This window comes from Stenotrophomonas rhizophila, from assembly GCF_001704155.1.
In the GTDB taxonomy this organism is placed as follows: domain Bacteria; phylum Pseudomonadota; class Gammaproteobacteria; order Xanthomonadales; family Xanthomonadaceae; genus Stenotrophomonas; species Stenotrophomonas rhizophila_A.
This window is the reverse complement of record NZ_CP016294.1, coordinates 3,681,663-3,708,220: the sequence shown is the minus strand read 5'-3', so window position 1 is coordinate 3,708,220 and position 26,558 is coordinate 3,681,663. Positions and strand designations below refer to the sequence as shown.

Annotated in this window: 25 protein-coding genes; 18 read left to right on the top strand and 7 right to left on the bottom strand. The window is 66.4% G+C overall.

Annotated features, from left to right (window positions below):
- Positions 1-58: 58 nt before the first annotated feature.
- Both BAY15_RS16495 and BAY15_RS16490 read left to right on the top strand, forming a co-directional pair.
- Positions 59-337, top strand: coding sequence for a type II toxin-antitoxin system RelE/ParE family toxin (locus tag BAY15_RS16495; protein WP_068854073.1), 279 nt, complete (start codon positions 59-61; stop codon positions 335-337).
- A gap of 11 nt (positions 338-348) precedes the next feature.
- Complete coding sequence (locus BAY15_RS16490) at positions 349-651, top strand: HigA family addiction module antitoxin (protein WP_083214286.1); 303 nt, start codon at positions 349-351, stop codon at positions 649-651.
- Here BAY15_RS16490 and BAY15_RS16485 read toward each other — a convergent pair whose 3' ends face one another.
- On the bottom strand, positions 652-1,254 hold the full coding sequence (locus BAY15_RS16485) for a lipocalin family protein (RefSeq protein WP_068854071.1): 603 nt from the start codon (positions 1,252-1,254) through the stop codon (positions 652-654).
- A gap of 164 nt (positions 1,255-1,418) precedes the next feature.
- Between BAY15_RS16485 and BAY15_RS16480 the strand changes: the two genes are divergently transcribed.
- Together BAY15_RS16480 and BAY15_RS16475 are read left to right on the top strand one after the other, a co-directional pair.
- Positions 1,419-1,775, top strand: coding sequence for a hypothetical protein (locus BAY15_RS16480; RefSeq protein WP_068854070.1), 357 nt, complete (start codon positions 1,419-1,421; stop codon positions 1,773-1,775).
- A gap of 34 nt (positions 1,776-1,809) precedes the next feature.
- Positions 1,810-3,903, top strand: coding sequence for a prolyl oligopeptidase family serine peptidase (locus tag BAY15_RS16475; RefSeq protein ID WP_068854069.1), 2,094 nt, complete (start codon positions 1,810-1,812; stop codon positions 3,901-3,903).
- 137 nt (positions 3,904-4,040) lie between these two features.
- Here BAY15_RS16475 and BAY15_RS16470 read toward each other — a convergent pair whose 3' ends face one another.
- Positions 4,041-5,228, bottom strand: a complete 1,188-nt coding sequence (locus tag BAY15_RS16470) for a pyridoxal phosphate-dependent aminotransferase (RefSeq protein WP_208856111.1) — start codon at positions 5,226-5,228, stop codon at positions 4,041-4,043.
- 133 nt (positions 5,229-5,361) lie between these two features.
- Between BAY15_RS16470 and BAY15_RS16465 the strand changes: the two genes are divergently transcribed.
- The 8 genes from BAY15_RS16465 (at position 5,362) to hslU (ending at position 12,947) form a co-directional block, all read left to right on the top strand.
- On the top strand, positions 5,362-7,443 hold the full coding sequence (locus BAY15_RS16465) for a S9 family peptidase (RefSeq protein ID WP_428999274.1): 2,082 nt from the start codon (positions 5,362-5,364) through the stop codon (positions 7,441-7,443).
- Between the two features lie 57 nt (positions 7,444-7,500).
- Positions 7,501-7,917: a YbaN family protein gene (locus tag BAY15_RS16460; RefSeq protein WP_068854066.1), complete on the top strand. Its 417-nt coding sequence runs from the start codon at positions 7,501-7,503 to the stop codon at positions 7,915-7,917.
- A 127-nt stretch (positions 7,918-8,044) separates the two neighbouring features.
- The gene (gene lptM / locus BAY15_RS16455) at positions 8,045-8,290 is read left to right on the top strand and encodes an LPS translocon maturation chaperone LptM (RefSeq protein WP_068854065.1); all 246 of its coding nucleotides are present in this window, start codon (positions 8,045-8,047) and stop codon (positions 8,288-8,290) included.
- Complete coding sequence (dapF, locus tag BAY15_RS16450) at positions 8,283-9,134, top strand: diaminopimelate epimerase (RefSeq protein ID WP_068854064.1); 852 nt, start codon at positions 8,283-8,285, stop codon at positions 9,132-9,134. Before lptM ends, dapF begins: the two co-directional genes overlap by 8 nt.
- Complete coding sequence (locus BAY15_RS16445) at positions 9,131-9,808, top strand: DUF484 family protein (RefSeq protein WP_068854063.1); 678 nt, start codon at positions 9,131-9,133, stop codon at positions 9,806-9,808. Before dapF ends, BAY15_RS16445 begins: the two co-directional genes overlap by 4 nt.
- Before the next feature lie 22 nt (positions 9,809-9,830).
- Positions 9,831-10,721: a tyrosine recombinase XerC gene (xerC, locus tag BAY15_RS16440; RefSeq protein ID WP_068854062.1), complete on the top strand. Its 891-nt coding sequence runs from the start codon at positions 9,831-9,833 to the stop codon at positions 10,719-10,721.
- A 91-nt stretch (positions 10,722-10,812) separates the two neighbouring features.
- Entirely contained in the window at positions 10,813-11,364 is a 552-nt protein-coding gene (gene hslV / locus BAY15_RS16435; protein WP_017356659.1) for an ATP-dependent protease subunit HslV, read from the top strand.
- A gap of 209 nt (positions 11,365-11,573) precedes the next feature.
- On the top strand, positions 11,574-12,947 hold the full coding sequence (gene hslU / locus BAY15_RS16430) for an ATP-dependent protease ATPase subunit HslU (protein WP_068854061.1): 1,374 nt from the start codon (positions 11,574-11,576) through the stop codon (positions 12,945-12,947).
- A 424-nt stretch (positions 12,948-13,371) separates the two neighbouring features.
- On the opposite strand, the gene BAY15_RS16425 is transcribed toward hslU, so the two are convergent.
- The gene (locus BAY15_RS16425; protein ID WP_068854060.1) at positions 13,372-14,040 is read right to left on the bottom strand and encodes a TetR family transcriptional regulator; all 669 of its coding nucleotides are present in this window, start codon (positions 14,038-14,040) and stop codon (positions 13,372-13,374) included.
- Positions 14,041-14,200: 160 nt separating this feature from the next.
- Between BAY15_RS16425 and smeD the strand changes: the two genes are divergently transcribed.
- The 3 genes from smeD to BAY15_RS16410 are packed head-to-tail and all read left to right on the top strand — an operon-like array spanning position 14,201 to position 19,952.
- Complete coding sequence (gene smeD, locus BAY15_RS16420; protein ID WP_068854059.1) at positions 14,201-15,376, top strand: multidrug efflux RND transporter periplasmic adaptor subunit SmeD; 1,176 nt, start codon at positions 14,201-14,203, stop codon at positions 15,374-15,376.
- A gap of 12 nt (positions 15,377-15,388) precedes the next feature.
- Complete coding sequence (smeE, locus tag BAY15_RS16415) at positions 15,389-18,565, top strand: multidrug efflux RND transporter permease subunit SmeE (RefSeq protein WP_068854058.1); 3,177 nt, start codon at positions 15,389-15,391, stop codon at positions 18,563-18,565.
- Positions 18,558-19,952: an efflux transporter outer membrane subunit gene (locus BAY15_RS16410; RefSeq protein ID WP_068854057.1), complete on the top strand. Its 1,395-nt coding sequence runs from the start codon at positions 18,558-18,560 to the stop codon at positions 19,950-19,952. The genes smeE and BAY15_RS16410 overlap by 8 nt, the downstream gene beginning before the upstream one ends.
- On the opposite strand, the gene BAY15_RS16405 is transcribed toward BAY15_RS16410, so the two are convergent.
- The 3 genes from BAY15_RS16405 to BAY15_RS16395 form a co-directional block, all read right to left on the bottom strand.
- Complete coding sequence (locus tag BAY15_RS16405) at positions 19,953-20,345, bottom strand: low affinity iron permease family protein (protein ID WP_068854056.1); 393 nt, start codon at positions 20,343-20,345, stop codon at positions 19,953-19,955.
- 69 nt (positions 20,346-20,414) lie between these two features.
- Positions 20,415-20,747 carry a hypothetical protein gene (locus BAY15_RS16400; protein WP_068854055.1) on the bottom strand — a complete coding sequence of 111 codons (333 nt, stop codon included), beginning with the start codon at positions 20,745-20,747 and terminating at the stop codon, positions 20,415-20,417.
- A gap of 198 nt (positions 20,748-20,945) precedes the next feature.
- Positions 20,946-21,398: a nucleoside deaminase gene (locus BAY15_RS16395; RefSeq protein WP_068854054.1), complete on the bottom strand. Its 453-nt coding sequence runs from the start codon at positions 21,396-21,398 to the stop codon at positions 20,946-20,948.
- Between the two features lie 71 nt (positions 21,399-21,469).
- Here BAY15_RS16395 and ubiE point away from each other — a divergent pair, with 71 nt between their 5' ends.
- From ubiE to BAY15_RS16380, 3 genes are all read left to right on the top strand, one after another.
- Complete coding sequence (ubiE, locus tag BAY15_RS16390; protein WP_068854053.1) at positions 21,470-22,231, top strand: bifunctional demethylmenaquinone methyltransferase/2-methoxy-6-polyprenyl-1,4-benzoquinol methylase UbiE; 762 nt, start codon at positions 21,470-21,472, stop codon at positions 22,229-22,231.
- Positions 22,232-22,381: 150 nt separating this feature from the next.
- The gene (locus tag BAY15_RS16385) at positions 22,382-24,313 is read left to right on the top strand and encodes a M1 family metallopeptidase (RefSeq protein WP_068854052.1); all 1,932 of its coding nucleotides are present in this window, start codon (positions 22,382-22,384) and stop codon (positions 24,311-24,313) included.
- Between the two features lie 109 nt (positions 24,314-24,422).
- A complete protein-coding gene (locus tag BAY15_RS16380; RefSeq protein ID WP_068854051.1) occupies positions 24,423-25,154 on the top strand; it encodes a hypothetical protein in 732 nt (243 codons plus the stop codon).
- Between the two features lie 274 nt (positions 25,155-25,428).
- Here BAY15_RS16380 and BAY15_RS16375 read toward each other — a convergent pair whose 3' ends face one another.
- Entirely contained in the window at positions 25,429-26,367 is a 939-nt protein-coding gene (locus BAY15_RS16375; protein ID WP_068854050.1) for a carbohydrate kinase family protein, read from the bottom strand.
- Positions 26,368-26,558 lie beyond the last annotated feature (191 nt).

Below are 26,558 nucleotides of genomic sequence, written 5' to 3'. Positions count from 1 at the left end.
CGGCATTGCGTGATCCGCGTCTGTGCTATATTCCGTTCAGCGTATTACGCTTCGCGGAATGATCCAGTCCTTCCGCTGCCGCCACACGCTTGCCCTGTTCGAAGGCCGATGCCCACGGCGGTTCCGCAGCATCCAGGCGGTTGCCGAGCGCAAGCTGCAGATGCTGGACGCGGCGCAGACCCTGCAGTTCCTGCGCAGTCCGCCCGGCAACCGTCTTGAAGCGCTGGCGGGCGAACGACGAGGGCAGTTCAGCATCCGCATCAATGTCCAATGGCGCGTGTGTTTCACCTGGACGGATGCAGGTCCGTGCCATGTCGAAATCGTTGATTACCACTGAGGATGCCGACCATGAGCCGTGCCGCCAACAAACTGAGGGCCATCCACCCGGGCGAAATCCTGCGGGAGGAATTCATGGCGCCGCTCGAGCTGAGCATCAATGCGCTCGCGCGTGCCCTGGACGTGCCGGCCACCCGGCTGCATGCCATCGTGCATGAAACCAGGGGCGTCACCGCGGATACGGCGGCCCGGCTGGCGCGCCATTTCGGCGGTGACGCCGCCTCGTGGCTCGCACTGCAGGCCGAATACGACCTCAAGACCCTGTCTACGTGGCAGGACATCGAACGCAGGGTCATGCCGCGCGTTGCGGCCTGATCACCTTACGTTCGGAACCTCGTAGCCCAGGCGGTCCACCTGCTCGGGGTGTTGCGGCACGCGCTTGAGCTTGTCGGTGTTGACCCCGTACTGGTCGCGCAGGCGCGTGGCCAGTTCCTTGTACAGGTCCTTGTCCATGTCCGGCTTGCGCGCGAAGATCCAGGCCATCTCGCGGCCCGGGTACCCCAGCATCGCCCACGAATAATCCGGCGCCACTTCCAGTACGCGGGTATGGGTCGGCACCACCTTGTAGAACCAGGTGCGCCAGTTGTGGTTGCCGCTTTCCTCGTCCACGGAGGCGCGCACGGTCAGTTCCTGCTGCGGCTGCGAGAAGCCATCGCGGAAGCGATACGTGATGGCCACCTTCTGGTCGCCGCGCAGCGTGTACTGGTTGACGCTGGCCACGTGGCCGCGCTCGACCGGGTTCGGCACGCGGCCGATGACGTACCAGGTACCCATGAACTTCTGCAGGTCGATCGGCGCGCTGGCCGGGGTGCTGACCGTCGGCACCGGGGTCGGCTTGCTGTCGCCGAACGCACAGGCGGACAGCAGCGAAAGCGTCGACAGCAGCAGGACAACGCGAAGCGGGCGGTTCGAAGACATGCGGCGAAAAGCTCCAGTGGTGGCACAGGCCATGGGTCGGTCAGCGTGGCTGCAGGCATGGTGGGTGGGACGGAAGAGAACGTCAATGGCGGGAATGCGAAGGTCGCAGCCTGTGAGATGGCAGCACGGCAAGGTGACGCATCACTTTCGCATGGAGCCCTGTCATGACCCTGTCGTCTTCGCGCCGTTCCCGCACCCCGCAGCCTGGCACCCGCGCCCCGCAGGCCCCCGATCCCCGCATCCTGCGGGGCGTTCGCCAGGTGGCCTTGGCCGGTCTGGCCGTGGTGCTGGTGTGGCCGGCCGCGCGTGGCAGCAGTGAATGGGTGGGGTGGTTGCCGATGTGGCTGGTCGGCATGCCGTGCCTGGCGTGGTGGAGCCTGTACCGCTTCCGCCTGCCGACGTCGCTGTTGGCCTGGCAGGCCCGCCGTCGGCGCGGCCCGCAGGCGCGCCGCCGGGTCAGCCGCGCGGCTCCCCGCCTTCGCCCTGACCTTCGACAGGGGGGAGCGGGGCAGGCCGTGTGATAGCGTCCGGGGGATATGACCACCTGGAGCCGCAATGTCACGACTCGCCTCTGCCTGCCTGATGGCAGGCCTGTTCTCTGCTGGTGCCGCTGGAACCGCGATGGCCGCTGAGACCCCTGCCGATCCCTACGCCTGGCTGGAAGATGTCACCGGCGACAAGTCCTTGGACTGGGTCAAGCAGCAGAACGCCAAGTCCGAAGGCCGCCTGGCCCAGACCCCGGCCTTCAAGCAGATGGAAGCCAGCATCCGCGAGGTGCTCGATTCGGATGCCAAGATTCCCGGCGTGCAGAAGATCGGCGAGTACTACTACAACTTCTGGAAGGACAAGCAGCACGAGCGCGGCCTGTGGCGGCGCACCACGCTGGATGAGTACCGCAAGCCGGCCCCGAAGTGGGAGACCGTGCTCGACCTGGACGCGCTGAACAAGGCCGAAGGCGAGAACTGGGTGTGGCACGGTGCCGAATGCCTGCGCCCGGAGTACACCCGCTGCCTCGTCGCGCTGTCGCGCGGTGGCGCCGATGCCGACGTGACCCGCGAATTCGACCTGGCCAACAAGCGTTGGATCAAGGACGGCTTCTTCCGTCCCGAATCCAAGGGCGGGCTGGGCTGGATCGACCGCGACACCGTGTTCGTCTACACCGATTTCGGCAAGGACAGCATGACCACCTCCGGCTATCCGCGGGTGGCCAAGCTATGGAAGCGCGGCACGCCGCTGTCGGCGGCCAGCGTGGTCTACGAAGGCAAGTCCGATGACATGTACATCGCGGCGATGCACGACGACACGCCCGGCTATGAGCGCAACCTGGTCAGCCGCACGCTGGCCTTCTACAACAACGAGATCTACCTGCGCGCCGACGATGGCACGCTGACCAGGATCGATGCGCCGAACTCGGCCGAAAAAGGCCTGCGCAAGCAGTGGCTCACCTTGGAGCTGCGCGATCCGTGGACGGTGGGTGGCAAGACCTATGCGGCCGGTTCGCTGCTGATCACCAGGCTGGACGACTTCATTGCCGGCAAGCGCGACTTCGAGGTGCTGTTCGCCCCCACCGCGACCACCTCGCTGGCCGGCTCGAGCTGGACGAAGAACCACCTGGTGCTCAACGTGCTGGATGACGTCAAGAGCCGCCTGCAGGTGCTGACGCCGTCGGCCGAGGGTTGGAAGAAGAGCGACTTCACCGGCGCGCCCTCGTTCGGCACCGTGGCGGTAGGCGCGGTGGATGCCGACGAAAGCGATGCGGTGTGGATGACCGTCACCGACTACCTGACCCCGACCACCCTGGCGCTGGCAGAGATCGGCAAGCAGCCGGAAGTGCTCAAGACCATGCCGGCGTTCTTCGATGCCGAAGGCAAGGTCATCGAGCAGCACTTCGCCACCAGCAAGGACGGCACCCGCGTGCCGTACTTCGTGGTGCATGCCAAGGACATGAAGCTGGACGGGTCCAACCCGACCCTGCTGTACGGTTACGGCGGCTTCGAGATCTCGCTGACCCCGTCGTACTCCGGCGGCATGGGCCGCGCCTGGCTGGAAAAGGGCGGCGTGTACGTGGTGGCCAACATCCGTGGCGGTGGCGAGTACGGCCCGCGCTGGCACCAGGCGGCGCTGAAGCAGAACCGGCACAAGGCGTATGAGGACATGGCTGCGGTCGCCCGCGACCTGGTGAGCCGGAAGATCACCTCGCCCCGGCACCTGGGCGTGCAGGGCGGCAGCAACGGTGGCCTGCTCACCGGCAACATGCTCACCCAGTACCCGGAGCTGTTCGGGGCGGTGGTGGTGCAGGTGCCGCTGCTGGACATGAAGCGCTACAGCCACCTGCTGGCCGGCGCCTCGTGGATGGCCGAATACGGCAACCCCGACACCGCCGACTGGGCGTACATTCAAACCTTCTCGCCGTACCACCTGTTCGATCCGAAGAAGACGTATCCTCCGGTGCTGTTTACCACCTCGACCCGTGACGACCGCGTCCACCCGGGCCATGCCCGCAAGATGGCGGCGAAGATGATCGAAGCGGGCAAGGACGTGACCTACTACGAGAACATCGAAGGCGGCCACGGCGGCGCGGCGAACAATGCGCAGGCCGCGCACATGTCGGCGCTGGCCTACAGCTTCCTGTGGGAACGGTTGAAATAACCGGTTTCCGGCCAACGGCCGGGGCTACCCGTCGATGCTTGCCCGCCGCGGCGCGGGCAAGCTTCTCCTCCGGGTGGTGGGGCGTCTGGTTGGCTCCACCCCTTTTGAACGCCGCGCGTGATGCGCGGCGTTTTTTTTCAGCCCTTCCAGGTTTGCAGGCCGCGCGTGATCCTTGCCACGGCTTCTTCCAATCGCGGAATTTCCTGCGTATACGCCAGCCGCACGTGCTGGTTGGCGCGGTAATGCCCGAAATCCAGGCCCGGGGTGAATGCCACGTGCTCGGTTTCCAGGAAGTGCGCGCAGAAGGCCTGCGCGTCATCGGTGAACCCGCTGACGTCGCAATAGAGATAGAACGCGCCTTCCGGTTCGACCTCGATGCGGAAGCCCAACGCCCGCAGGGCGGGCAGCAGGTAGTCGCGGCGTGCCTGGAAGGCGTGGCGGCGCTGCTCGAAGAGGGCGATGGTGTCCGGCTCGAAGCAGGCCAGCGCGGCATGCTGGGCAATGCTGGAGGCGCTGATGTACAGGTTCTGGGCCAGCTTCTCCAGGTCCGCCACGGCCTGCGGCGGTGCCACCAGCCAGCCCAGCCGCCAGCCGGTCATGCCGAAGTACTTGGAGAAGCTGTTGAGCACGAACGCCTCGTCGTCGACCTGCAGCACGCTGGGCGCATCCATGCCGTAGGTGAGGCCGTGGTAGATCTCATCCACCACCAGGTGGCCGCCACGCGCCTTCAACGACTGCGACAGCGCAGCCAGCTGCGCCGCCGACAACACCGTACCGGTCGGGTTGGCCGGTGACGCCACCAGCGCACCGACGCTGGCGGCATTCCAATGGGTGTCCACCAGGGATGGGGTCAACTGGTAGGCGGTGTGCGGCCCCACCGGCACCAGTTGCGCCGCGCCTTCCACCAGCCGCAGGAAATGGCGGTTGCACGGGTAGCCCGGGTCGGCCAGCAGCCAATGGCGGTCGGGATCGACCAGCAGGCTGCTGGCCAGCAACAGCGCGCCCGAGCCGCCCGGGGTGACCAGGATCCGCTCCGGGTCCAGGTCCAGGTTGTAGCGGGTGCCGTAGAACCCGGCGATGGCCGCACGCAGGGCCGGCAGCCCGCGCGCGGCGGTGTAGCGGGTATGCCCGGCGGCCAGCGCGGCCTGGCCGGCCTGCACGATGGGCGCGGCCGTGGTGAAGTCCGGCTCGCCGATCTCCAGGTGGATCACATCATGGCCGGCCTGTTCCAACGCCTGCGCGCGGGCCAGCAGGGACATCACGTGGAAGGGTTCGATTTCCTGGCTGCGGCGGCTGTAGCCGGCCGTGGGGATGCGGGTGCTCATGCACCCCATGATAGGCGAGGGCCTGCGCGCTTGCCGTGGGTGCCGCCGCGCCGCCAGACTGGCCACCATTGCATTCACTGGCAAGGAGCCCTATCTCGTGAAATCCCCCATTCCTTTTCTGGTTGCCACCCTGATGACCGCTTCCGTGCATGCCGCCCCCGCGCTGACCCCACCCGACGCCGAGAAGCATCCGCACGCGGTCACCACTCCGTTCGGTGCGACCCGCAATGACGATTACTACTGGCTGCGGGACGACAAGCGCGAAGCGCCGGCCATGCTGGCCTATCTGAATGCGGAGAACGCCTACACCGACCAGGTGATGGCCCCGCTCAAGCCGCTGCAGGACACCCTGTACAAGGAGATCGTCGGCCGCATCAAGCAGGACGATGCCAGCGTGCCGGCGCGCGAGCGCGGCTACTGGTATTACAGCCGCTACGAAACCGGCAAGGACTACCCGATCCAGGCGCGCCGCAAGGGCAGCATGGACGCGCCGGAAGAAATCCTGCTCGACCTCAACGTGATGGCCGAGGGCAAGGGCTACTTCGACGTGGGCGATGCCGACGTAAGCCAGGACAACCACCTGCTGGCCTGGGCCGAGGACGACGTCGGCCGCCGCCAGTATGTGATCCGTTTCAAGGACCTGCGCACCGGTGAGGTGCTGCCGGACCGCATTGAGAATGTCTCGGCCAACGTGGTCTGGGCCGACGACAACCGCACGCTGTTCTACGTGGAAAACGACCCGGAAACCCTGCTCACCGTGCGGGTGAAGAAGCACGTGTTGGGTACCCCGACCCGCAGCGACGTGCTGGTGTACGAGGAAGCGGACGACAGCTTCTACATGGGCGTGGGCCGCACCCGTGACGACCGCTTCATCACCATCGACCTGCACAGCACCGTCAGCTCGGAAAGCCGCTACGCACCCGCCGCCGACCCGCAGCAGTTCACGGTGCTGGCGCCACGTGCGCGCGATGTGGAATACGACGCCGACCATTTCGGTGGGCGCTGGGTGATCCGCACCAACGATGCCGGTGCGAAGAACTTCAAGATCGTCACCGCGCCCACCGATGCCACCGCACGCAGCCAGTGGACCGACTGGGTGGCGCACGATGACAACGTGCTGGTGGAGGGCTTCGAACTGTTCGACGGCTTCACCGCGATCGCCGAGCGCTCCAACGCGCTGGAGCGGGTGCGCCTGCTGTTCGCCGATGGGCGCCAGGACTACGTCAAGGCCGATGAGCCGGCGTACTCCATGGGCCTGGCCGCCAATCCCGAAGCGGATACGCCGTGGCTGCGCTATGCCTACACCTCGCTGACCACGCCGACCACCACCTACGAGCTCAACACCACCACCGGCGAGCGCCGCCAGCTCAAGCAGCAGCCGGTGATCGGCTATGACCCGGCGCACTACACCACCGAACGGGTGTGGGTGACCGCGCGTGACGGCGCCAAGGTGCCGGTGTCGCTGGTCTACCGCAACGGTTTCAGGAAGGACGGCACGGGCGCGCTGTATCAGTACGCCTACGGCAGCTATGGCATGTCGATGGACCCGGGCTTCAACCAGACCGTGGTCAGCCTGCTCGATCGCGGCGTGGTGTATGCGATCGCGCACATCCGCGGCGGCGAGGAAATGGGCCGTGCCTGGTACGAGGACGGCAAGCTGTTGAAGAAGCAGAACACCTTCAACGACTTCGTCGATGTCACCCGCGAACTGGTCCGGCAGGGCTATGCCGCCAAGGACCGGGTGGCCGCGTCCGGTGGCAGCGCCGGCGGCCTGCTGATGGGTGCGGTAGCCAACCAGGCCCCGCAGGATTACCGGGTGATGGTGGCACAGGTGCCGTTCGTGGACGTGGTGACCACCATGCTGGATGCCAGCATCCCGCTCACCACCAACGAATACGACGAGTGGGGCAACCCGGAAAACCGCGAGTACTACGACTACATGCTGGGTTACTCCCCGTATGACAACGTGCAGCGCCAGGCCTACCCGTCGCTGTTCGTCGGCACCGGGTTGTGGGATTCGCAGGTGCAGTACTGGGAGCCGGCCAAGTGGGTGGCGCGCCTGCGCGACGACAACACCGGCACCGCGCCGATCGTGTTCCGCACGAACATGGAAGCCGGCCACGGCGGCAAGTCCGGCCGCTTCCAGCGTTACCTGGAGCTGGCCGAGTCGTATGCGTTCGTGCTCGACCAGCTGGGCGTGGATACGGCGCCGTAACGCTGCGTGCCGGCGCCGACCATCGCGGTCGGCGCCGGGCCTCGCTATCCTGACGGCATGACCCTGCCCGAACGCCCCGAGCACCCCGATGCCGCGCCTGCGCGGCCATCGGTACGCTTCCGCTGGGCCTGGTGGTTGCTTGCCTATGCCAGCCTGGGCACCGGCATCGTCGGCATCTTCGTGCCCGGCCTGCCGACCACGGTGTTCATCCTGATTTCGGCCTGGGCCGCCTCACGCGGTTCCGAGCGCCTGCACACCTGGCTGCTGCAGCACCCACGGTTCGGCCCGGCCATCGGCAACTGGCAGGCCCATGGCGCGGTCAGCCGCAAGGGCAAGTGGATGGCCACCCTGACCATGGCGGTGTGCGCCGGCATCATGCTGTGGTGCGTGCCGATCGCCTGGGTGAAGTGGCTGTCGATCGGCTGCATGACGGTGGTGGCGGCGTGGCTGTGGACCCGGCCGTTGCCGCCCTAGCACTGCCTGGGCCGGCCAACGGCCGGCGCTACCCGCGGCGGCAGTCACCGGTCCGGGCGCACCGGTCCCATCTGGGCGTTCATTGAATCGGCACACCTGTCCTTTCGCGCGCCGCTATACTCGGGCCATGAGCATCCCCCATCGCAATCGCATCCTGATTCCGTTGGCAGCGCTGGCGCTGCTGTTCCTTTCGGCCTGTGGCAACAAGGGCCCGCTGGTCATGCCGCAGAAGCCGGTGCCGGTCGAAGAGCAGGCCGTCGAGCCGGCCGCCGATGCCGAGGCGGTGCCGGAAGACACCAACGCCACCGACGATCCGCCGGTCGTGCCCGATCCGGTCGACCCGCAGCTCAACTCCGACGACGGGAATGAGTAAGGCCGCCTCCACCGCGCTGCGCTTCAGCAAGATGCACGGCGCGGGTAACGACTTCGTCGTGCTCGACCTGCGCGACGGTACCCCGGCACCCACCCCGGCATTGGCGGCCCAGCTGGCCAACCGCCACACCGGCGTCGGTTGCGACCAGATCCTGACCATCGAATCGCCGCGCGCGGACGGCTCGGTTGCGGCCTACCGCATCTGGAATTCGGACGGCTCGCAGTCCGAACAGTGCGGCAACGGCGCGCGCTGCGTCGCGGCCTGGCTGGTCCGTGATGGTGCGGCGCAGGGCGAACGTTTCAACATCGACAGCCCGCTGGCCACCCACGCCATTGAACGTATCGGCGCCGATCACTACGCGGTGGCCATGGGCGTGCCGCGCTTCGAACCGGACCAGGTGCCGTTGCTGGGCTTTGCCCGTGCGCGCGAGGAATACCTGCTGCCGCTGCAGGGCGATACCGTGCGCTTTGGCGCGGTCTCCATGGGCAACCCGCATGCCGTGATCGAAGTCGGCCTGGTCGACGCCGCACCGGTCGAACGGCTGGGCCCCCTGCTGCAGCAGCACGCGACCTTCCCGCAGTCGGTCAATGTCGGCTTCGTGCAGGTGATCGATCCGCAGCATGCGCGCCTGCGCGTGTTCGAACGCGGCGTCGGCGAAACGCTGGCCTGCGGCAGTGGCGCCTGCGCCGCCGCCGTGGTGATGATGCAGCGCGGCCGCCTGCAGCGTGACGCCACGGTGTCGCTGCCGGGGGGCGACCTGCGCCTGCGTTGGCCGGCCGACGACGCCCAGGTGGTGATGTCCGGACCGGCCGCATTCGTCTTCGAAGGGGAGTGGAACGCATGAGCGACACCATCGAGAAGATCGGCGCACATGAAGTCGCCGCGTGGCTGCGCCGGCACCCGGCGTTCCTGAAGCAGTTCCCGGACCTGGCGTTGACCCTGGTGGTGCCGCGCGACGATGGCCCCACCGCGTCGCTGGCCAGCTACCAGCTGGAAGTGCTGCGCGACAAGAACCGCGAGCTGTCGCGCCGGCTGGCCGACCTGGCGGCCAACGCGCAGGTCAACGAACGCCTGGCCGTGCGCACCCACCAGCTCACGCTGGCACTGATGAAGCAGGACAGCGCCGCCGATACCCTGCGCGCCATGGCCGCCTCGCTGGAGGAAGACTTCGCCGGTGACCTGGTACGGCTGGTGGTGTTGCATCCGGTGCAGGGCCTGGAGCAGGCGCCTTGGCTGCAGGTGATCGAAGAAGGCAGCCCGCTGCTGGCCTCGTTCCGCGATTGCCTGAAGGATGGCGAGCCGATCTGCGGCCGCCTGCAGCCGGAGAAGAACACGGTGCTGTACGGCGGGCGCGTGGATGAAGTGCAGTCCAGCGCATTGCTGCCGTTGCCGGGCGTGGGCCTGATCGCGGTGGGCAGCCATGATGGCAACCGCTTCTACCCGGGCATGGGCACGCTGTTCCTGCGCATGATGGGCGAGGCGCTGGCCGTGGCCCTCAAGCGCTTCGACCCGGCCTGAGACCGCGCCGGCGGCATCCCGCATGAACGCCGTCCAGGATTTCCTCGGGTACCTGCAGGTGGAGCGCCGCGCATCGGCGCACACGCTGGATGCCTACCGACGTGACCTGGCCGCGCTCGATGCCTGGGCGACGCAGCAGGAGGGCAGCGCGGAAGGGCTCGATGGCGCGCAGCTGCGCCAGTTCATCGCTGCCGAACACCGCCGCGGGCTGGCGCCAAAATCACTGCAGCGCCGGCTGTCGGCCTGCCGCAGTTTCTACGCGTGGCTGCTCAAGCACCATCGCATCGCAGTCAGTCCCGCCGCCGGCCTGAAGGCCCCGAAGGCACCGCGAAAATTGCCGCAGGTGCTCGATGCCGACGAAGCGGTGCGCCTGGTGGAACTGCCCACCGATGCACCGCTCGGTCTGCGCGACCGCGCGCTGCTCGAACTGTTCTATTCCTCCGGCCTGCGTCTGAGCGAACTGTGCGCCCTGATCTGGCGCGACCTGGATTTCGCCACCGGTCTGGTCAACGTGCTCGGCAAGGGCAATCGCCAGCGTCGCGTGCCGTTTGGTTCGCACGCGCGCGAGGCGCTGCTGGGATGGCGTGCGGAGAGCGGCGGCGGCGATGCGCAGCCGGTGTTCCCCGGGCGCAAGGGCGGGCCGATCACCCAGCGCGCCGTACAGATCCGCATCCGCCAGCTGGCCCAGCGCCAGGGCCTGTTCAAGCACGTGCACCCGCACATGCTGCGGCACAGTTTTGCCAGCCATATCCTCGAATCCTCCGGTGACCTGCGCGGCGTGCAGGAGCTGCTGGGCCATGCCGATATCGCCACCACGCAGATCTACACCCACCTGGATTTCCAGCACCTGGCCAAGGTCTACGACGCCGCGCACCCACGCGCAAAGCGGCGCACGGGCGACAACGAAAGCTGAACCGGACCACTGCGTCACCCGGGCGCAGGGCAGGGCGGCTTGAAGGATCGGCCGGTGGCCCCACCTCTGTTCTTGTCACCCCGGAGGCTCCATGGATCCCAGTCAGAACCCCAACGTGTTTCACGCCACCACCATCATTTCGGTGCGCCGCAACGGTCATGTCGCCGTCGCCGGCGATGGCCAGGTCACCCTCGGCCACACCGTAATGAAGGGCAACGCTCGCAAGGTGCGCCGCCTGGGCCGCGAGGGCCAGGTGCTGGCCGGATTCGCCGGTGCCGCCGCCGACGCCTTCACCCTGTTCGAGCTGTTTGAAGCCAAGCTGGAAAAGCACGGCCAACTGCAGCGTGCCGCCGTGGAGCTGGCCAAGGATTGGCGTACCGAACGCCGCCTGGGCAAGCTTGAAGCCCTGCTCGCCGTGGCCGACAAGGACACCTCGCTGATCATCAGCGGCACCGGTGACGTTATCGAACCGGAAGACGGCATCATCGCGATCGGCTCCGGCGGTTCCTACGCCTTGTCCGCCGCGCGCGCACTGCTGGCGCACACCGAACTGGATGCGCGCACCATCGCCACCGAATCGATCAACATCGCCGGCGACATCTGCATCTACACCAACCGCAACGTGGTGGTCGAGGAGCTTTGACCCTGCGGGTCAAATCGGTAGTGCCGACTGTTGGTCGGCAGCATGGATCAGCAGTAGTGCCGACTGTTAGTCGGCAGCATGGATCAGCAGCCGACTAACAGTCGGCTCTACCGGTCGGCTCTACCGGTCGGCTCTACCTCACCGTTACGTCAGTGTCGCAGGTCCGGACAGCCCTGCCATTTTCCCCAGAATTTTTTGTGAGCGCACCCATGCCGCACAACAACGAATCATCCTCCGCCACCATGACTCCGCGCGAAATCGTGCAGGAGCTGGACCGCCACATCGTCGGCCAGCACGACGCCAAGCGCGCCGTGGCCATCGCCCTGCGCAACCGCTGGCGGCGCATGCAGCTGCCAGCCGAGCTGCGCGATGAAGTGATGCCCAAGAACATCCTGATGATCGGCCCGACCGGCGTCGGCAAGACCGAAATCGCACGCCGCCTGGCCACCTTGGCCAAGGCCCCGTTCGTCAAGGTGGAAGCCACCCGCTTCACCGAAGTCGGCTACGTCGGCAAAGACGTCGAACAGATCATCCGTGACCTGGCCGATACCGCCGTCAAGCTGTACCGCGAAATGGCCAAGGTGCGCGTGCGCAACCAGGCCGAAGAGCGTGCCGAAGACCGCATCCTCGACGCACTGCTGCCGCGTCGTGCCGGCGGCATCGGCTTTGATCCGGAAGCCGCCCGCAACGAACCCTCCGCCCAGGACAACGAAACCCGCATCAAGTTCCGCCGCATGCTGCGCAACGGCGAGCTGGACGATCGCGAGATCGAACTGGAAGTGGCCGCCAACATCGGCGTGGACATCATGACCCCGCCGGGCATGGAGGAAATGGGCCAGCAGCTGCGCCAGATGTTCTCCAGCCTGGGCGGCGGCAAGGCGCAGAAGCGCACCGTCACCATCAAGGCCGCGCGCCCGCTGCTGGTGGAAGAGGAAGCCGGCAAGCTGGTCAACGAAGACGACATCCGCAGCGCCGCGATCGAAGCCTGCGAACAGCACGGCATCGTCTTCATCGACGAGATCGACAAGGTCGCCAAGCGCGGCGACAACGTCGGCGGCGGCGATGTCTCCCGCGAAGGCGTGCAGCGCGACCTGCTGCCGCTGGTGGAAGGCTCCAACGTGTCCACCAAGTACGGCACGGTCAAGACCGACCACATCCTGTTCATCGCCTCCGGCGCGTTCCACCTGGCCAAGCCGAGCGACCTGATCCCCGAACTGCAGGGCCGCTTCCCGATCCGCGTGGAACTGGGTGCCCTGAGCAAGCAGGATTTCGTCCGCATCCTGACTGAGCCCAAGGCCGCGCTGACCAAGCAGTACGAAGCGCTGCTGGCCACTGAAGGCGTGACCGTGAACTTCACCGAAGACGCCGTGGATCGCCTTGCCGAAATCGCGTTCCAGGTCAACGAACGCCAGGAAAACATCGGCGCCCGTCGCCTGCATACCGTGCTGGAACGCCTGCTCGATTCGCTGAGCTATGAAGCCCCGGACCGCGATGGCGAAACCCTGGCCATCGATGCGGCCTACGTCGACAAGCACCTGGGCGAGCTGGTCAAGGATCCGGACCTTAGCCGGTACATTCTGTAAGCGGCGGGTCAACGAGGCAGAGCCGGGCTTTGCCCGGCTGCTCTTCGCTCGAACGTCATGGCGCCTGATGGGCGGCTTCGGAACCTCTAAACGCCGGAATGTTGGCCGTGATCGTCGCGCAAACGCCTTCGGACGGTTGGGCCGCGCTACGCGCGGTGTCCGGCCAACGGCCGGGGCTACGAGTTGTTACGTAACGTCCGGAGATCTGGATATGCCAGCCGACGCCGATGGTTGATTGATCTCGATCCCAATGGCCCCGTAGAAATTCGTAGCCCCGGCCGTTGGCCGGACACCGCGCGCAGCGCGGCCCGAATGTCCGGAGCCGGTGACGTGACCGGTCGGATTCATGCGTCCGGGTGTAAACCCAGACCGAAACCACCCACCAGTCACCTTTGTCGCCGGCACACGGGCGACATCGGACCAATCACGCCTCGTCGTCGGTCGGCAGGGCTTCGGGTGGGGCGCCCGGTACGAATACGCCGGGCTTTACGAAGGCGCCGAAAACGGCGTCCAGGGTCTGGGTGCCGTCGCGCTGCAGCTCGAACAGTTCCGGTTCCAGCATCGCGCTGTACAGCACGCCGGTCAGGCTGGTGCTGATGATGCGGGCCACCGTGTCCACGTCCACGCCCTCGCGCAGTTGCCCCAGCTCGCGCGCGCGCTCGAATGCCGCGCTGAAAATCGCCAGCTCCTCACGCGACGCCTCCAGCTGCAGCTGCTGCATGGCTTGGCTTTCCACCGAAAGATCGTTGCGCAGCATGATCTCCATCATGTTGCGCAGCCGCTCGTCCGTGGCCAGTTCCCGGAAGGAGACCAGCAGCGCCGAGCGCAGGTCCAGCACCGGTGTGTTGCGCCGTGACGAGGTCGTCCGCCGCAGCCGCTCGATGAACGGCACCCGCTCGCGGTCGATCATCGCCGTCAGGACTTCGGTCTTGTTCTTGAAATGCCAATACACCGCGCCACGGGTATAGCCCGCGCGCTCGCCGATCATCGCCAGGCTGGTGTTGGCGACCCCGAATTCGTGGAAGCAGCTCTGGGCCGCATCCAGGATGCCTTCCCGGGTGGCCTGCGCCGCTTCTTTGGTTTTTCTGGCCATGGCGCTGTGTGCACGTGCTGGATGAAACCGGCCTGAATTGTACCCGTTTACAAACAAACATGCATGTATGTATATTTACGCCCCACTGCTATCCGGTGAGGCGTGCGCGTACCCGCGCGGGCCCGGCCACCCCTATTCCGTTCCTGCTGCGAGCCTCCCCATGTCCCGTACCCCGTACCGTCTTCTCGCGCTGTCCCTCGCGATCGCCCTGACCGTGTCCGCCTGCGGCGGCGGAGGTGAGGAGGGTCCGCAGGGTGGGCCGGGGCAGGTCACCGTGGCCACCCTGAAGGCCGAACAGGTCGGCCTCACCCGCGAGCTGCCCGGCCGCACCAATGCCTTCCTGGTCGCCGAAGTGCGCCCGCAGGTCAGTGGCATCGTCGCCAAGCGGCTGTTCACCGAGGGCGGCCTGGTCAACGCCGGCCAGCCGCTGTACCAGGTCGATGACGCCAGCTACCGCGCCGACGCCAACAGTGCCCGTGCCCAGCTGGCCCGCGCCGAAGCCACCGCCAACGCCGCCCGCCTGAGCGCCAAGCGCATCACCGAGCTGGCCAAGGTCGATGCAGTCAGCAAGCAGGACCTGGAAAACGCCGTGGCCGCCCAGAAACAGGCCGAAGCCGATGTCGGCGCCGCCAAGGCCGCCCTGGACGCCGCCAACGTCACCTTGGGCTTTGCCCGGATCACCGCACCGATCAGTGGCCGCATCGGCAAGTCCAGCGTCACCCAGGGCGCGCTGGTCAGCGCCGGCCAGGCCGACGCGCTGGCCACGGTGCAGCAGCTCGACCCGATCTACGTCGACCTGACCCAGTCGGCCAGCGAACTGCTGCAGCTGCGCCGCGAGCTGGCCAGTGGCCGCCTGCAGGACAACCAGAGCCTGCCGGTAACCGTGCTGCTCGACGACGGCACCGAGTTCGACCACAAGGGCACCCTGGAATTCTCCGAAGTCAGCGTCGACCCCGCCACCGGCAGCTACGCGCTGCGGGTCAAGGTCGCCAACCCCGACCAGGTGCTGATGCCCGGCATGTACGTGCGTGCCGTGGTCGGTAGTGGCGTGCGCGACAACGCGCTGCTGGTGCCCATGCAGGGCATCGCCCGCGACGCCAAGGGCGACACCAGCGCCATGGTGGTCGGCAAGGACAACAAGGTCGAAGTGCGCCCGGTCAAGGTCAGCCGCGCGCTGGGCAGCAAGTGGCTGGTAGAAGACGGCCTGAAGCCCGGCGACAAGGTCATCGTTGAAGGCCTGCAGAAGATCCAGCCGGGCATGCCCGTGCAGGCCACCGAGATCGGCGCCGCGCCAGCCAAGCCGGCAACCCCGGCGGCCGCGGCCGACAAGCAGTAAGCGGAGAATTCCATGGCTCGTTACTTTATTGATCGCCCCATCTTCGCGTGGGTGATTGCGATCATTATCATGCTCGCCGGTGCGCTGGCGGTGCTCAAGCTGCCGGTGTCGATGTACCCGGAAGTGGCACCGCCCGCCGTCGAGATCAGCGCGTCCTACCCGGGCGCATCGGCCAAGGTGGTCGAGGACTCGGTGACCCAGATCATCGAACAGAACATGAAGGGCATCGATGGCCTGATCTACTTCTCCTCCAACAGCTCGGCCAACGGCCAGGCCACCATCACCCTGACCTTCGAAAGCGGCACGGACCCGGACATCGCCCAGGTCCAGGTGCAGAACAAGCTGCAGCTGGCCATGCCGCTGCTGCCGCAGGAAGTACAGCGCCAGGGCATCAACGTGGCCAAGTCCAGCAGCGGCTTCCTGCAGGTGATCGGCTTCGTCTCCAACGATGGCAGCATGGATGCCAACGACATTTCCGACTACGTCGGCTCCAATGTCGTCGATCCGCTCAGCCGCGTGCCGGGCGTGGGCAACATCCAGGTGTTCGGCGGCAAGTACGCCATGCGCATCTGGCTGGACCCCAACAAGCTGCATACCTACAAGCTGTCGGTGGACGAAGTCACCGCGGCGATCACCGCGCAGAACGCCCAGGTGGCCATCGGCCAGCTCGGCGGCGCGCCGTCGGTGAAGGGCCAGCAGCTCAACGCCACCATCAACGCGCAGGACCGCCTGCAGACCCCGGAACAGTTCCGCAACATCCTGGTCCGCGGCGGTGCCGATGGCAGCGAGCTGCGCCTGGGCGATGTGGCCCGGGTCGAGCTGGGCGCCGAAAGCTATGACTTCGTGACCCGCTACAACGGCAAGCCGTCCAGCGGTATCGCGATTACCCTGGCCACCGGCGCCAACGCGCTGGATACCGCCAACGGCGTGCGCGCCGCGCTGGAGGACCTGAAGGAAAACTTCCCGGCCGGGCTGGAATCGGTAGTGCCGTATGACACCACCCCGTTCGTGCAGGTCTCGATCAAGGGCGTCATCAAGACCCTGATCGAAGCCATCGTGCTGGTGTTCGTGGTGATGTACCTGTTCCTGCAGAATTTCCGCGCCACCCTGATCCCCACCATCGCCGTACCGGTAGTGCTGCTGGGCACGTTCGGCATCCTGGCCGCGCTGGGCTTCTCGATCAACATGCTGACCATGTTCGCCATGGTGCTGGCGATCGGCCTGCTGGTGGACGATGCCATCGTGGTGGTGGAGAACGTCGAACGCATCATGTCCGAAGAAGGGTTGTCGCCGTTGGAGGCCACCCGCAAGTCGATGAGCCAGATCACCGGCGCGCTGGTCGGCATCGGCCTGGTGCTGTCGGCGGTGTTCGTCCCGATGGCCTTCATGAGCGGCTCCACCGGCGTCATCTACCGGCAGTTCTCGGCCACGATCGTGTCTGCCATGGCACTTTCGGTGCTGGTCGCCATCGTGCTCACCCCGGCGCTGTGCGCCACCATGCTCAAGCCGCTGAAGAAGGGCGAGCACCACGTGGCGCACAAGGGCTGGTCCGGGCGCTTCTTCGGCGGTTTCAACCGCGGTTTCGACCGTTCCAGCGAAACCTACCAGCGCGGGGTCAAAGGCATCCTGGCGCGGCCGTGGCGCTTCATGGCCATCTTCGTGGCATTGGCGGTGGCCATGGGCGTGCTGTTCGCGCGCCTGCCCAGCTCGTTCCTGCCCAATGAAGACCAGGGCATCCTGATGGCGCTGGTGCAGACCCCGGTCGGTGCCACCCAGGAACGCACCCTGGAGGCGATGTACAAGCTGGAAGACCACTTCCTGAAGAACGAAACCGAGGCGGTGGAGTCGGTGTTCTCGGTGCAGGGCTTCAGCTTCGCCGGCATGGGCCAGAACGCGGGCATGGCCTTCATCAAGCTCAAGGACTGGAAGGACCGTGATGCCGACCAGGGCGTGGGCCCGATCACCGGGCGCGCGATGGGCGCGCTGGGCCAGATCAAGGACGCCTTCATCTTCGCCTTCCCGCCGCCGGCCATGCCGGAGCTGGGCATCGGCTCGGGCTACACCTTCTTCCTGAAGGACAACAGCGGCCAAGGCCACGAGGCCCTGCTCAACGCGCGCAACCAGCTGCTCGGCGGCGCCGGGCAGAGCAAGCTGCTGGCCAACGTGCGCCCGAACGGCCAGGAAGACACCCCGCAGCTGCGCATCGACGTGGACGTGGAAAAGGCCAATGCACTGGGCCTGTCGACCAGCGCGATCAACAGCACCCTGGCCGCCGCGTGGGGCAGCAGCTACATCGATGACTTCATCGACCGTGGCCGGGTCAAGCGCGTGTATGTGCAGTCCGATGCGCCGTTCCGCATGAACCCGGACGACTTCAACCTGTGGTCGGTGAAGAACAACGCCGGCGAGATGGTGCCGTTCAGCGCCTTCGCCTCCAAGCGCTGGGACTATGGTTCGCCGCGCCTGGAGCGCTACAACGGCGTGTCGGCGATGGAAATCCAGGGCGAGCCCGCACCGGGCGTGGCCTCGGGCGATGCCATGGCCGAGATCGAACGCATCGCCAAGGACCTGCCGCCGGGCTTCGAGATCGAATGGACCGCGCTGTCCTACCAGGAACGCCAGGCCGGTTCGCAGACGCCGCTGCTGTACACGCTGTCGCTGCTGATCGTGTTCCTGTGCCTGGCCGCGCTGTATGAAAGCTGGAGCGTGCCGACCTCGGTGCTGCTGGTGGCGCCGCTGGGCATCCTCGGTGCGGTGCTGGCCAATACCCTGCGTGGCATGGAACGCGACATCTACTTCCAGGTGGCGATGCTGACCACGGTGGGCCTGACCAGCAAGAACGCGATCCTGATCGTGGAGTTCGCCAAGGAAAACCTGGAGAAGGGCGCAGGCGTGCTGGAAGCCACCATGCACGCGGTACGCGACCGCCTGCGGCCGATCATCATGACCTCGCTGGCATTCGGCCTGGGCGTGCTGCCGCTGGCCATCGCCTCGGGCGCCGGTTCGGGTGCGCAGCGCGCGATCGGTACGGGCGTGCTGGGCGGCATGATCGTCGGCACCGTGCTGGGCCTGTTCTTCATTCCGCTGTTCTTTGTCGTGGTGCAGAAGCTGTTCAACCGCGGCACCAGGAACGGTGGGTCCCGACCGTTGGTCGGGACGAACTCCAACGAAGGTGACACCCATGAATAAGGCGCTCCTTGCCCTGGCCATGACCGCCGCCCTCTCCGGCTGCGCCATGCTCGAGCCACGCAGCACCGAGGTCGCCCCGGCGATCCCGGCGCAGTGGCCGGCCACCACCTCCACCGCTGCGGCGGTGGAGGTGGCCGACATCGGCTGGCGCGACTACTTCGTCGACGAGCGGCTGCAATCGCTCATCGCCCAGTCGCTGGAGAACAATCGCGACCTGCGCGTGGCCGTGCTCAATGTGGACAAGGCGCGTGCGCAGTACCGCATCCAGCGTGCCGACCGGGTTCCCGCGCTCGGCGTGCAGGGGCAGATGACCCGCAGCGGTGGCGATGTGCCGGTCACCGAGCAGTTCAGCGCCAACCTCGGCGTGGTCGAGTTCGAACTGGATTTGTTCGGCCGTGTGCGCAACCTGAGCCAGGCGGCGCTGCAGCAGTACTTCGCCGAGGCGGCCAACCGCCGCAACGCGCAGCTGTCGCTGGTGGCCGAAGTGGCCAATGCGTGGTTGACCCTGGGCGCCGACAGCGAGCAGCTGAAGATCGCCGAGGCCACCCTGGCCACCTATGAGGATTCGCTGCGCCTGAGCGAGGCGCGCCACCAGCTGGGCGGTGCCTCTGCGCTGGAACTGAGCCAGACGCGCACGCTGGTGGAAACCGCGCGCACCGATGTTGCCCGCTACCAGGGCCAGGTCGCGCAGGACCGCAACGCGCTGGCGCTGCTGGCCGGCGGCCCGGTCGACGAGGCGTTGCTGCCCGCCAGCGAAGCCACCGACGTGGCCGCCGTGCGCGCGGTGCCGGCGGGCGTGCCCGGTGAGGTGCTGCTGCGCCGCCCGGACGTGATGGCGGCCGAGCACACGCTGCTGGCGGCCAACGCCAACATCGGCGCCGCACGCGCGGCGTTCTTCCCGTCGATCAGCCTCACCGGCAGCGTTGGGTCCACCTCGTCGGAGCTGTCGGGGTTGTTCGATGCCGGCACCCGCGCGTGGAGCTTCATGCCCACGTTGAACCTGCCGATCTTCCAGGGCGGCAAGCTGCGCGCCGGGCTGGGCGTGGCCAATGCCAACCGCGATATCGCGCTGGCGAAGTACGAGAAGGCGATCCAGTCCGGCTTCCGCGAGGCCGCCGACGCACTGGCGCTCAACGACAGCCTGGATGCGCAGCTGGCGTCACAGCAGGCGCTGGTGGCGGCGGCCGAACAGGCACGGACGCTGTCGCAGGCGCGCTATGACGCTGGGCTGGACAGCTTCCTGACCCTGTTGGACGCGCGGCGGACCGCGTACACCGCGCGGCAGTCGCTGGTGACCACGCAGTTGAACCGGTTGTCCAACCAGGTGGCCCTGTACAAGGTGCTGGGTGGCGGATGGTATGAACGCGGCGATGTGGCCGCGCGGTAACTACCGATTCCGTGCCTTTTCCAGGGCGTTGGTCGCATCGCGCGCCATCTGTTCGTAGGTGCGGCGGATCTCTTCCAGCCGCTCCTCGTCCAGTTCTTCAAGATCCAGCAGTTCGTTGTTGGCCTCCGCGGTCACCCGGATCAGCTCGTCGAGCTTGATCTGGATGGCGGCGGTGTCGGCGTTCTGGCTGTGCTGGATGAGAAACACCATCAGGAACGTGATGATGGTGGTGCCGGTGTTGATCACCAGCTGCCAGGTGTCGTTGAACTTGAATACGGGCCCAGTGAGGGCCCAGATGAGCACGATGCTGACCGCACCGAGGAAGGTCCACGGCGTACCCGCCGCGTAGGACGCCTTCTTGGCGACGAGGTTGAACACGCTGCGAAGTTTCATGGGAACCGGAACGCTGGAACGGGCCCCATCAATGGCAGGCGACACGTGTAGGCGCCGTGCAGCCGTGGCTCAGGCGCTCGCGCTCAGGCGGGGACGGGCATTCTGGTCGTGCTGGCTCATCAGGTAGACGTGTTCCCAGACGTCCTCGACGAATTTCCGCGCGTCATCCACGCTGAGTTTGGCCATGATCTGCGCCGCGTACTGGTGCTGGAAGGCTTCTTCGCGCTCTTCGTCGGAGGCCTTGGGGTGGGTGATCAGCGAATCGCAGGCGAACTTGATCCAGGGGATGTAATGCCCGAAGGACGCGGATTTCAGCTCGTCAGCGACATGCTTCTCGCGCCAGTAGTTCACCTCGGCCTCGACATTGATAACGGCGGGAATGGAGCGTGGGACGGAGGACATGGCTGCTTCGATTCGAAAGGAAGGAAGGAAAGGCAACCTGATAGTGCGTAAAACCCGGTGCATGGCGCGTCATGGCGATGTGCAGCGCGCGTGCGCGCACTGCCATTCAACTGAAGCATTCATGACTGCGTGGCGCCACACGCAGGCGGTGTGGCGCATCTGGCATGTTTCGCTACGCGGCCGCGCAGGAACCGGCGCTTACTCGCCGATGTCTTCGTTCCACACCTCGGGATGGGCCGAGATGAATCCGCCCAGCAGGTCGATGCATTCCTGGCTCTGCATGTCGATCACCTGCACGCCGTTTTCGCGCAGCCAGTCGATACCGCCCTGGAAGGTGACCGATTCACCCACCACCACCGTGCCGATGTTGAACTGGCGCACCAGCCCGCTGCAGTACCAGCAGGGGGCCAGGGTGGTGACCATGATGGTGTCCTGGTAGCGGCGCTGGCGGCCGGCCTTGCGGAACGCGTCGGTTTCACCGTGCACGGACGGGTCGCCCTCCTGGACCCGGCGGTTGTGGCCGCAGCCGAGCAGGCGGCCGTCGTTGTGGTACAGGGCAGCGCCGATGGGGATGCCGCCTTCGGCCAGGCCCTGGCGGGCTTCGGCGATGGCGGTTTCAAGCAGGGCGGCGTAGTCGGGGGTGGTGATCATGGGCGGTCCGTTCAACTGAAGGGGCCATCATAAGGTGCCGCCGGCCGGCCAGCGGTGCGATAATCGGGGCCATGAGCGAATCCCCCTACAAGACTGGCACCACCCATTTCGGCTTCCGCGATGTCGCCGCCAAGGACAAGCAGAAGCTGGTGGGCGAAGTGTTCACCTCGGTCGCGCGCAACTACGACCTGATGAACGACCTGATGAGCCTGGGCATCCACCGGGCGTGGAAGCGCTATTACGTGGCTACCGCGCAGGTGAAGCCGGGTGACAGCGTGCTCGACCTGGCTGGCGGCACCGGCGACATCGCCGCGCTGCTCAAGGAGCGCGTGGGCGACGACGGCCAGGTGGTGGTCGGCGACATCAACGCCGGCATGCTCACCGTGGGCCGCGACCGCCTGACCAACCGCGGCCTGGTGGCTGGCTTGGACTTCGTCCAGTGCAACGCCGAGGCGCTGCCGTTCCCGGATGCCAGCTTCGACCTGGTGACCATCGCCTTCGGGCTGCGCAACGTCACCGACAAGGATGCCGCCCTGCGCGAGATGTACCGCGTGCTCAAGGTGGGCGGCCAGGCGCGGGTGCTGGAGTTCTCCGAAGTCACCGCCGACTGGTTCAAGCCGATCTACGATTTCCATTCGTTCAAGATCCTGCCCAAGCTGGGCCAGCTGTTCGCCCGCGACGGCGACAGCTACCAGTACCTGGCCGAGAGCATCCGCAAGCACCCGCCGCAGGAGCAGCTCAAGACCATGATGGGCGAGGCCGGTTTCGCGCGCTGCCATTACAAGAACCTGACCGGCGGCATCGTCTCGATCCACTCCGGCTACAAGGTTTGAGACACCGGTCCGGTTCCCGCTGAGCCAAGGCGGCCGGTGGCGCGCGCCTGCTGTGCGAGGGTGGCTGAATGGGGAATGGGCAGGCGGTCACATCCCGGGGGAGCGGAGTCGGGGGTAAACTGGCGGTTTCACCCTGATCGGTCCCGATTCATGCGATCCCCGTTCCTGCTGATTCCCCTGGCCGTCGCGCTTGCCGCCGGCTGCTCCAAAGAGCCCGCCGCCCCGACCGCGGCCCCCGCCGCCCAGCCGAGCGCCGACACTGCCGTGAAAGCCGTCAACCGCAGCCACGATGAAAGTTCCTACGCCGAACCGGACAAGGTCGTCATCAAGGACCTGGGCCTGGACCTGAAGCTGGATTTCGACAGCAGGCAGATCGGCGGCACCGCCACCTACACCCTGGAGTGGAAGGACAAGGCGGCCAAGCAGCTGGTGCTGGACACCCGCGAGCTGACCATCGAGAAGGTTGAAGCCGTCGCCGCCGATGGCAGCGCCGCGCCGCTGCAGTTCGCGCTGGCGCCGGCCGACAAGGTGTTCGGCAGCAAGCTGACCATCGACGCCCCGGCCCAGCCGGGCAAGGTGCGGGTGACCTACCACACCGCGCCGACCGCCTCGGGCCTGCAGTGGCTGGAGCCATCGATGACCGAAGGCAAGCAGCTGCCCTTCATGTTCAGCCAGTCCCAGGCCATCCACGCGCGTTCGTGGGTGCCGCTGCAGGACACGCCGAGCGTGCGCTTCACCTACAGCGCGCACGTGGCTTCGCGCCCGGACGTGATGGTGCTGATGAGCGCCGACAACGACCCCAAGGCCGCGCGTGACGGTGATTACACCTTCAAGATGCCGCAGCCGATTCCGTCCTACCTGCTGGCCATCGCCGCCGGCGACCTGGTGTTCGAGCCGATCTCCGGTCGTTCCGGCGTCTGGGCCGAACCGACCATGGTCGGCAAGGCCGCCAAGGAATTCGAAGACACCGAGAAGATGATCGGTGCGGCCGAAAAGCTCTATGGCGAATACCGCTGGGGCCGCTACGACATGCTGGTACTGCCGCCGTCGTTCCCGTTCGGCGGCATGGAAAACCCGCGCCTGACCTTCGCCACCCCGACCGTGATCGTGGGCGACAAGTCGCTGGTCTCGCTGGTGGCCCATGAACTGGCGCACAGCTGGTCGGGCAACCTGGTGACCAACTCCAGCTGGAAGGACATCTGGCTCAACGAAGGCTTCACCACCTACGTGCAGGGCCGCATCACCGAAGCGCTGTATGGCCAGGAAATGGCCGAGATGGAGCGCGAGATCGACCAGAACGACCTGCTGGCCGAGGTCAAGGACATGAGCCCGGCCGACCAGGCCCTGGCCCTGCCGCCGCTGACCGAGCGCGACCCGGACGAGGCGCTGAGCAACGTGGCCTACGTCAAGGGCTCGTGGTTCCTGCAGTTCCTGGAGCAGCGCTTTGGGCGTGAAGTGTTCGATCCGTTCCTGCGTGGCTGGTTCGATGACCACGCATTCCAGAGCGCCAACACCGACCAGTTCGTCGAGTACCTGAAGAAGAACCTGCTGTCCAAGAAGCCGGGCGCGGTGACCGACGCCGAGCTGAAGGCATGGCTGGACGAGCCGGGCATTCCGGCGTTCGCCACCAAGGCGCGTTCGCGCAACTTCTCCATCGTCGATACCGCGCGCATTGCATGGCAGGGCAGTGGCACGCTGCCGAGCGCGCAGATCACCAGCGAATGGGGTACCCAGGAATGGGTGCACTTCATCGACGGCATGGGCAAGACCCTGCCCGTGGACAAGCTGGCCGCGCTGGACAAGGCGTACGCGTTCACCGGCACCGCCAATGGCGAGATCGCCATGCGCTGGTACCCGCTTGCCATCCGCAGCGGTTATCTGGAGGCCAATGAAGCGGCCGGTGCCTTCATCGAACGCGTTGGCCGGCGCAAGCTGATCCTGCCGATCTACGCCGAACTGGTGAAGACCCCGGAAGGCCTGGCGTTCGCCAAGGCGGCCTTTGAAAAGGCCAAGCCCAGCTACCACCCGATCACCACGGCATCGGTGCAGGACATGCTGGACAAGGCAAGCGCGGGCAAGTAACCGCCAGCGCTGCGTTGAACAGGAACGGCGGGGGAAACCCCGCCGTTTTTCATTGTTAAAGTAGGCAGGTGACGCCTCTTGGCGTCCTCGCTGACACCTGGAGCCTGTAATGAAACGACTGATCCTTGCCGCGGCCTGTGCACTGGTCCTGGCTGCCTGCAGCAACCCGGAAGAAGAGCGCAAGGCGCAGGAAGCCGCGACCGCCGCCGCCAAAGCGCAGCAGGAAGAAAAGGCCGAAGGCGTGGCCAAGCAGTACGACATGGCTGTGGCCGGGCAGGACTGGGAGCGTGCACGCATCCATGGCGGTTCGCTGCTGGACCAGTACAAGGACACGGACGTCGCCGCGCGGATCGAACCCGGCTACGCCGAGGTCAAGGCCAAGGCCGAAACCGCGCGCGAACTGCGCCGCATGCAGGGCCTGTGGCAGTACAACCAGGTGCCGGTGGGCAGCAAGGGCAACCAGGTCTCGGCCTCGATCTACAGCAAGGAACGGGTGGACGTGGACGGCAGTGGCCCCACGACGGTACAGCTGATCTTCCGCGACCACCCGGAGTGGAAGCGCCACGCCTACCTGGTGCTGCAGGCCGGTGATTTCCGCTGCCCGCAGTGCACGGTGAAGGTGACGGTCGACGACGGCAAGCCGATCTCGATGGCCGCCTGGCGCCCCAAGACGGATGAGGCCATCGCCATGTTCATCACCGACCAGAAGGCGCTCTGGAAGCTGGCCCGCAAGGCCAGGTCCATCACCATCGAATTCCCGGTCAAGGCCGGCGGCACCCGCACCGCCGTATTCGAAACCGGCGGCGTAGACGCCAGCCGCATGCCGAACTGGTGGAATTAACCGAGCGGTGAGGCACCGCCTGGGCCGGCCAACGGCCGGCGCTACCGGTGTCCGGAGCCCATGGTTGATTCATCCCGATCCCAATGGGCACGTAGCAATTCGTAGGTCCGGCCGTTGGCCGGACGCCGCGCGTAGCGCGGCCCGAGCATCAGGAGGCGGAAGAATCACCGCCTCCGTATTCCGTCCAACGTTGACACGAACCGGAGCCGGGCGTCAGGCGTTCATGACCCTGGAACAATGCGCCGTAGGCCAACGGCCGGCGCCACCGGGCGAATCAAACGCCCAGCGCGTAACCGAATTGCTGTTTGAATTGCTCGTTGAATTCTTCGAACGTGAACCGCTGGTTCTGCGTGCCGGGATGCTCCACCTTCAGCGCGCCCATCAGGTTGCCCATGCGGCCGATGGTCAGCCAGTCGTAGCCCTTCTCGATGCCGTAGATCAGGCCGGCGCGGAAGGCGTCGCCACAGCCGGTGGGATCCACCACGCGGCGCTCGTGCGCCGGCGGGATGTCGTAGGTCTTTTCCGGGGTGTGGATGACCGCGCCCTTGGGGCCGCGGGTGGTGATGTAGGCCTTGACCCGGCTCACGATCTCCTTTTCGTCCCAGCCGGTGCGCTCCTGCAGCAGGTTGGACTCGTAGTCGTTGACCACCACGTAGTCGGCCTGCTCGATGAAGGTGCGCAGCTCCGGCCCGTTGAACAGGGGCATGGCCTGGCCCGGGTCGAAGATGAACGGCACGCCGGCCTCGAAGAACTCCTGCGAGTTCTGGATCATGCCCTCGCGCCCGTCCGGGCCGACCAGGCCCAGGGTCACGCCCGGCACGTCCTTCACATGGTTCTCGTAGGACCGCATCATCGCGCCCGGGTGGAAGGCCGTGATCTGGTTGTTGTCGTGGTCGGTAGTGATGAACGCCTGCGGGGTGAACAGCTCGTCGATCACCTTGATCCGGCTCAGGTCGATGCCCAGGCCCTGGAAATACTCGCGGTACGGGCCGAAGTCCGAGCCCACCGTGCCCATCGGGATCGGCTCGCCGCCCAGCAGGTGCAGGTTGTAGGCGATGTTGCCTGCGCAGCCGCCGAACTCGCGGCGCATGCGCGGCACCAGGAACGACACGTTCAGGATGTGCACCTTGTCCGGCAGGATGTGATTCTTGAACTGGTCCGGGAACACCATGATGGTGTCGAAGGCAAGAGAACCACAGATCAAAGCGGACATCGATTAAGGCCTATGCGGAAGGGGTTTGAGGCCCGGCAGGCGGGCAACGAAACGGCGCCCTGAGGCGCCCAATGGCGCAAAGGTTAACGGGTGCGGCGCCGCAGGGCCAGAACCCCGGCTGTCCGGATTGGGCTGAATGGCCGCCAAGGCTGGCGTTGACGGACATTTCTCCTTGCTCGCGCACAGGGGGA